At 43.6% G+C, this 7200-nt stretch carries 4 protein-coding genes; 1 reads left to right on the plus strand and 3 read right to left on the minus strand.

What is annotated here, in order from left to right:
* Positions 1–794 precede the first annotated feature (794 nt).
* The 3 genes from ACVA58_RS20355 to ACVA58_RS20365 form a co-directional block, all read right to left on the minus strand.
* The gene (locus ACVA58_RS20355; RefSeq protein WP_446512194.1) at positions 795–2483 is read right to left on the minus strand and encodes an NAD-dependent malic enzyme; all 1689 of its coding nucleotides are present in this window, start codon (positions 2481–2483) and stop codon (positions 795–797) included.
* Between the two features lie 377 nt (positions 2484–2860).
* On the minus strand, positions 2861–3799 hold the full coding sequence (locus tag ACVA58_RS20360; protein ID WP_446512195.1) for a LysR family transcriptional regulator: 939 nt from the start codon (positions 3797–3799) through the stop codon (positions 2861–2863).
* 499 nt (positions 3800–4298) lie between these two features.
* Positions 4299–5864 (minus strand): arylsulfatase, encoded by a 1566-nt coding sequence (locus ACVA58_RS20365; protein WP_446512196.1) that lies wholly within the window; start codon positions 5862–5864, stop codon positions 4299–4301.
* A 346-nt stretch (positions 5865–6210) separates the two neighbouring features.
* Between ACVA58_RS20365 and ACVA58_RS20370 the strand changes: the two genes are divergently transcribed.
* Positions 6211–7200: sulfatase-like hydrolase/transferase (locus ACVA58_RS20370; RefSeq protein WP_446512197.1), on the plus strand; the 990-nt coding region annotated here is incomplete at its 3' end.

Below are 7200 nucleotides of genomic sequence, written 5' to 3' on the forward strand. Positions count from 1 at the left end.
CCTGTAAAATATATCAATATTTATCAATGTCTTATATTGTTGTAATTGGATTTCTTACCGGCGCTTAATGAACGGTGTATAATTGATGATAACTTTGCTTTTTACTCTGTGTTAACCATTTTATACAGAATATTTAACCGTGAGGTGTTGGCGAAATTTCAATTATTCTTAACATTTGAGAATGGCTGTAAAGGGTATTGAATGGAGTGATGAATATTTTTTCATGATTTAGTTAATTAAAAACCGCTAATTAGAAGCGGTTTTAACCAGTTAAGCGACCTAAAACGGGGTGGCTTAATGAAGCGGTTTGTTAGGAGACTTGTGTTGATATGACTCATGGTAGGCTGGATGACTAGCCTTTCTATAGGTAGAGCATTTGGTTTTATCGTTATTTGCATCGAGCGTTACCACCTCGAATCGGTGACCACAAATACATACATAGCTACCCGTTTCTGAAACCAGGAATTCTTCATCTTGGCCGCATTGAGAGCAAATTGGCAGATCTTGCATACTGTTTTCAATACCTCTCTTAAGAATACAGATAGTGACTGGATTATCGTCAAGTCACATTAATATAGTAAGCGCACTCTTATATATTGAGTATCAACTTAATGAATTTTTTAGAGGAAACACTAAATTTAATAATATTGCTGGAAGGTAAGTTTACAAAGACTCGAAAGATTGCATATTCAAGCCATGAGGGTTGAACTGCAGCAATGGTCACCCTTGAAAAGAAAGACCCGCCAATATGGCGGGTCTTGTCATATATTGCTTGTCACATTCTAGTGTCTGTATTAGAAAGAAGTACGCTTGTAACGACGGTACTCTGCACCCCAGAAGTTATCGTTGATCTTCTCTTTAATACGCTCGTCGGTATTTTTCGGCGCTTTACGTTGTTCAATTGCTTTTTTGGCAACAGCAAAAGCAATGTAGCGGGAAACATCTTGGATTTCTTCTAATGGCGGAAGCAATGCACCTTTACCTTCGATACCAAGTGGAGAGCACTCAGCCAATGCGCGGCTACTTTCCATCAGCATTTCATCTGTTACACGACGTGCGCCGACAGCCAAAACACCTAAGCCGATACCAGGGAAGATATAGCTGTTATTACACTGGGCAATTGGGTATGTCTTGCCGTTGTGTACCACAGGTTCGAACGGAGAGCCTGTTGCAACCAGCGCTTTACCGTCTGTCCAGCGGATGATATCAGCCGGTGTTGCTTCAACACGGCTGGTTGGGTTAGATAGTGGGAAGATGATTGGACGCTCGCAATGTGCGTGCATTTCACGGATCACTTCTTCACTGAATAGGCCCGGTACGCCAGATACACCGATCAAAATTGTTGGCTTGGCATTGCGCATAACATCGAGTAGAGAGATATTGTTATCTTCAGTATCCCACTCATTGATTGTTGAGCGTGTTTGAACCAGTTTTTTCTGGAAGTTGATTAGGTTTGGCATGTCATCAACAAGCAGACCCCAACGGTCAACCATGAATACTTGGCTACGCGCTTGCTGATCAGAGATACCTTCAGACACCATCTGAGCAATAATTGCTTCTGCGATACCGCAACCGGCAGAACCTGCACCTAGGAAAGTTACACGCTGCTCAGACAGTTTGCTGCCAGCTGCTTTACACGCAGCAAGTAGAGAGCCAACAGTGACAGCCGCTGTACCTTGGATGTCATCGTTAAAGCAGCACACTTTGTCTTTGTAACGCTCAAGCAGTGGCATGGCGTTTTTCTGTGCGAAGTCTTCGAATTGAATTAGGGCATCAGGCCAACGCTGTTTAACTGCTTGGATGAACTCATCAACAAAGTTGTCGTATTCCTGACCAGAAATACGAGGATGACGCCAACCCATATACATAGGATCAGATAGGCGTTGAGGGTTATTTGTACCCACATCAAGAACAACGGGTAGGGTATAAGCTGGGCTGATACCACCACACGCGGTGTAAAGAGATAGCTTGCCAATTGGAATACCCATACCACCGATACCTTGGTCGCCCAAACCAAGAATACGTTCGCCATCTGTTACAACGATAACTTTTACGTTGTGGCGTGATGCATTGTTTAGCATGTCTTCAATGCGGTCACGGTTAGGGTAAGAGATGAATAGACCACGACCACGGCGGTAGATGTTTGAGAAATCTTCACATGCCGCACCAACGGTTGGGGTGTAGATGATAGGCATCATCTCGGTAATGTGGTTTTCAACCAAACGGTAGAATAGGGTTTCGTTAGTATCTTGGATGTTGCGCAAGTAGATGTGCTTATCCATATCGTTTTCGAATTTCAAAAACTGTTTATAAGCACGTTCTGTTTGCTCTTCAATAGTTTCGATAGCTTCTGGAAGCAAGCCTTCCAGGTTGAAGAACATGCGCTCTTCGACAGAGAATGCACTACCTTTGTTAAGCAAGGGAGTTTCTAGTAACGCAGGGCCAGCGTAAGGGATGTAGAGAGGGCGTTTATCGTTATTCATGCAATAGACTCTGTTTCGTTGGTAGTTAAGAAATGGGCTATCGTAGGATTTTCCATTTAGGCGCTAATCGTAGATCTACCTTGCTGATTATTCAAAGGGAAAGCGAAGAAATTTCGAGGTCTAGATCAAGTTTTGGAGGGGTTTTTTACAGTCATTAACACGGTAAAAAATAATTTGTTATGTGAGTGGCGCTCGTGTTGCTGGGTGGTTTTATTTGTTGGTCTTTTGTATGTCAATTTGTTGTTTAAAAAGGGGTGCCAACTCGGTGTTACATTTGCATATATTATAGTGATGTCAATTTGTAATCTGTGTGATGTTATTGTTTTTGTTGTGTTCTGGGTGTTGGTTGTTTTGTTTTCTCTTTGTTGCCATTGTGTTTATGGTGTTAGTGGTGAAAAAGGTAGCCTAAAAACATTCATAGCGTCATTGTCGTCATAGCCCAATCGTTTGAGCCGGTGTAAAACAAAGTTGAGAAACTCTTGAGTGACTAAAGATAGGTAATGGCGTGGTGGATGCACAACCCAGCCGAAATTATAGCTTGGTGAATAGCTATGGATTACTTGTTCTAGTAGCTTTTTTTGGGCGAATAAATTGCCAACTCTTTGTGAAATCAGAATCAGGCCATGACCCTGGATCGCGCTTTCAATGAGCAGAGGGACACTGTTAACCGTTAAGTTACTCGAGACTTTAAGTACTCTGCCATCTTCCAGTAACAGCTTATTAAACCGTTCACCATTACTAAAACGAAACGTGATGAAATTATGCTCGGTTAGCTTATCTAGGGTATCTGGAGTACCGTTGCTTGATAAGTACTGAGGTGAAGCATATAGCCCGTATGGTTCTTCACGAATTTTGTGAGCAATAAGGTTTTCTTCTGTTGGAGTATTTACAACCCTGAATGCGATATCAATGTCATTCTTAATAAGGTCCAGTTCATCGTTGGAGCTGATGATTTCAACATTGACGCAGGGGTGTAACTGCATGAACTCCAGCACCAATTTCCCAATATTCATCATTACTGGTGAAATCATGACTTTTAGCCGGCCATCTAGTTCTTTTTTGGGTCGTTGTAGCTTGCTAATCGTTTGATCCAGTTGATTAATGAGTTGGACGGATGAGTTATAAAAGTCATTTCCGGCAACGGTAAGCGTAATATGGCGACTATGGCGGTGAAAGAGTTTGATTTGGAGGTCATTCTCCAATTGTTTAATGCGACGGCTGATGTTGGATTTAGGTAAATCCAGCCACTTGGCTGTTTCTGTTAACGAGCCAAACTCAGTTACTTTGTGAAATAGTTTAATGTCTTCTGTCTTCATTCAACTCTTGCTTTCATCTCATTGTTTCTAATTTTAGCTTATCAAAGAATCACAAAATGATCGTTCTGCATATTGGAACGATGCGTTTGACTTTTGCTTGTTTATTGGTGACTGACAACTCCATATACTCTCGCTCGATGTATGACACTTTTATGGTGACTGAAATAATGAATGATGGCTGTAAACATAAGGTCGTTGTCAGGATAAAGAGGCGGTGGTGGCAACGCTTTTTTTATAAGCAGCTCTACCGTTGCAACAATTGTCGTGAGGAGTTCAAGCTGTGAGCTTGGACCAGAAAAGGATTAGAGAGCTTGTGCTAAGGAAAAGCGCTAATCATCTTCGCTATGTCAGGGCCAGATTTATAGAAAGCCGTTACGTTGAGAGTTACGAAGCCGAGAGCTGTAAATCCGAGCTCTATAAATCAAAGCAGAGTAATAAAGAAAAACGCCCGCACTCATAGAATGACGGGCGTTTTAGTTTTATCTAAAAGGAAGGATAATTACTTCATCGTCTCAACTGTTTGCTGCAATGCATCAAGTTGTTTCATCTTGCCTTGTAAACCCATAGATTGGTAGTTAATCGAAGCAGGGTTCATCAGCTGACCTTGCTGCATTGGGTAATCAGGCAGTGTTTTGAAGAAATCGCCAATCACGTCTTGGATTGGAACGAACAACCACATGTTATCGGCCATCCAGCGCATGTACATACCAGATTCGTGCGGTGCCTTCTCAAATGGGTCTGCACGAAGATGAATGATCTGCGGCCAGTTCTGCTCGAAACGAATCGCATCTGAAATATTACCTTCCATTACCGCGAAGTTTAGCTTCCAGTCGTGCCAACGAACAGCGTTTAGTTCACCGTTAGCAGAGAAGTACAGCAAAGATTCTCGAGGGCCTTTATCTTCTTTACCTTCAAAGTAAGGCTTGAAGTTGTAGCCATCGATGTGGACTTTCCAATCTTTACCGTTAGCGCTATAGCCGTCAGCCAATTTTTCTTTCACATCTGGAACACCAGCAGCGGCCATTAGTGTTGGCAGCCAATCTTGGTGAGCCATCATTTCATTGATGCGCGAACCTGACTCGATAACACCCGGCCAGCGAACTAGCTGAGGAACGCGCATGCCGCCTTCCCAAGTGGTGCCTTTTTCGCCGTGGAACGGTGTCGCACCGCCATCTGGCCAGGTTGCGGTTTCTGCACCGTTATCAGTGGAGTAAATCACAATGGTGTTATCAGCAATCTTCAACTCATCAAGTTTATCAAGCAAGATACCTACGTGGTCATCGTGTTCTAGCATGCCATCGGCGTAGATACTGATCCCTGATTTGCCTTGGTATTTCTCTTGTAGACGTGTCCAAACGTGCATACGTGTGGTGTTATGCCAAATAAAGAAAGGCTTATCGGCTTTCACTGCTTTTTCCATAAAGGCCAGAGACGCTTCAAGGAACTCTTCGTCTGCGTGTTCCATACGCTTGCGGGTCATTGGGCCGGTGTCTTCGATCTTGCCGTCTGCGTATGACTTGATCACGCCACGAGGACCATAGTTTTTACGGAACTCGGGATCTTTAGGGTAGTAGTAAGTTTCTGGTTCTTCTTCTGCATTGAGGTGGTAGAGGTTACCGAAGAATTCATCAAAGCCGTGGGCTGTTGGTAGATGTTGATCTTGATCACCAAGGTGGTTTTTACCAAATTGCGCAGTCATATAGCCTTGATCTTTCAGAAGATCAGCAATAGTTGGTGCCCAATCAGGAATACCGTGAGTGGAGCCTGGCATACCAATCGTTAATAAGCCTGTACGGAAAGGTTCTTGACCAGTAATAAACGACGCACGACCTGCGGTACAAGATTGCTGACCGTAGTGGTCGGTAAACAGTGCACCTTCATTAGCGATACGGTCGATATTCGGGGTCTCGTAACCCATCATACCTTGGTTGTATGCACTGATATTCCAGTAACCAACATCATCACCGAAAATAGCTAGGATGTTTGGTTGGTCAGCTGCAACCGCTGCACCGGAGGTTGCAAGTACCCCGAAACCGACAGCCAGCTTACTTACTTGGTTTGCCATAGTAACTCCATTCTAATCTAGAGAGTTTTTTACTCAGCACAAGATGTGCTTATTTGTTGTTGGCGCTAAGTTTCTGGCAATACGCGGATTTTGTCGCTTTATAGCGGTTATAACCTTTGGTTAATTACGCTAGCTAAAAGTCTGCTTTATAAGTGTTTTATGAGGTTGGTCAATAATAGGTACCTAGACGCAAATGTGATCTTAGTCACTTCAGAATTCGACGGTTTGAATCTTTGGATGAGCAAATAAATACTTGATTTCAATCAATCAGAGTCGCGGAACTACCTATTGTGAGCTATTAATTTTTGTTGCAGGACGCCATTTATTCTTAGTGACTGAGGTTGATATGACAGCGAGAAAAGGCTTCAAAAGCCGATTAATGATACTTGCAACACTGCTGACCTGTGCAGCAAGCAGCAGTATCGCAGCAGAAAAACCTAATATTTTGGTTATTTGGGGAGACGACATCGGGCAAACCAATGTCAGTGCTTACACATTTGGGTTAGTGGGCTATCAGACTCCCAATATAGATAGTATTGCTAAAGAAGGGATGATGTTTACCGACTATTACGGTGAGCAATCCTGTACTGCTGGTCGCTCTACTTTCATTACTGGACAAACTGTGTTGAGAACAGGTTTAAGTAAGGTAGGCCTGCCCGGTGCCGATCTCGGTTTGCAGGCGGAAGATGCGACGATTGCCGAAATGCTTAAACCCCTTGGTTACATGACAGGGCAGTTTGGTAAGAATCACCTTGGCGATAAAGACGAACACCTTCCCACTAACCATGGTTTTGATGAATTCTTCGGTAATCTTTACCACCTCAATGCTGAAGAAGAGCCTGAAAATGTTGATTATCCAAAAGATCCTGAATTCCGCAAGAAGTTCGGCCCTCGTGGTGTGATCAAATCGTACGCAGACGGCAAAATTGAAGACACCGGTCCGCTAACGCGTAAGCGTATGGAAACCGTTGATGATGAAACCCTTGAAGCCGCGCTTGACTTCATGGATCGTGCTGTAAAAGCCGAGAAGCCATTCTTTGTGTGGTGGAATGCAACCCGTATGCATTTCCGTACCCATGTCAAAGAAGAGAACTCGGGTAAAACAGGTATCAGTTTCTATGCCGACGGCATGGTTGAACATGATAACCATGTCGGGGTTCTGTTGAAGAAGGTGGACGATCTTGGTATTAAGGACAACACCATTGTCTTCTATTCCACTGATAACGGTCCACATATGAACTCGTGGCCTGATGCTGGGTTGACGCCTTTCCGTGGTGAGAAGAACACCAACTGGGAAGGGGCGTACCGTGTTCCTGCTATGGTTCGCTGGCCGGGT

The sequence above is a fragment of the Photobacterium sp. DNB22_13_2 genome, assembly GCF_052873915.1.

Excerpts from the sequence above, each read along its gene's own strand:
- ACVA58_RS20355 (WP_446512194.1), bottom strand. The coding sequence starts at position 2,483 with ATGAATAACGATAAACGCCCTCTCTACATCCCTTACGCTGGCCCTGCG.
- ACVA58_RS20360 (WP_446512195.1), bottom strand. The coding sequence starts at position 3,799 with ATGAAGACAGAAGACATTAAACTATTTCACAAAGTAACTGAGTTTGGC.
- ACVA58_RS20365 (WP_446512196.1), bottom strand. The coding sequence starts at position 5,864 with ATGGCAAACCAAGTAAGTAAGCTGGCTGTCGGTTTCGGGGTACTTGCA.